The organism is Levilactobacillus tujiorum, assembly GCF_012641185.1.
Taxonomy (GTDB): Bacteria; Bacillota; Bacilli; order Lactobacillales; family Lactobacillaceae; genus Levilactobacillus; species Levilactobacillus tujiorum.
Window position 1 is genome coordinate 1 of record NZ_JAAXLK010000083.1, and the last position, 217, is coordinate 217.

The 217-nt window shown below is 40.1% G+C and carries 1 rRNA gene; it reads right to left on the minus strand.

From position 1 onward, the window contains the following. Window positions 1–70, minus strand: a 16S ribosomal RNA gene (locus HF569_RS12310); the annotation flags it as partial. Window positions 71–217 lie beyond the last annotated feature (147 nt).

Consider the following 217-nt stretch of genomic DNA (forward strand, 5'->3'; position numbering starts at 1 on the left):
CTCGTTCGACTTGCATGTATTAGGCATGCCGCCAGCGTTCGTCCTGAGCCAGGATCAAACTCTCATCTTATAGATGATGTGCTTGAATAGCTCATCGATTGTTGTTACTTTTTAAAAGCGAATTGACTTCGCAAATATTGTTTGGGTTTGAATAAATTCAAACCGCCCTACACATATTTGGTTTGTCGAAACAATGTTCAGTTTTCAAAGGTCTACC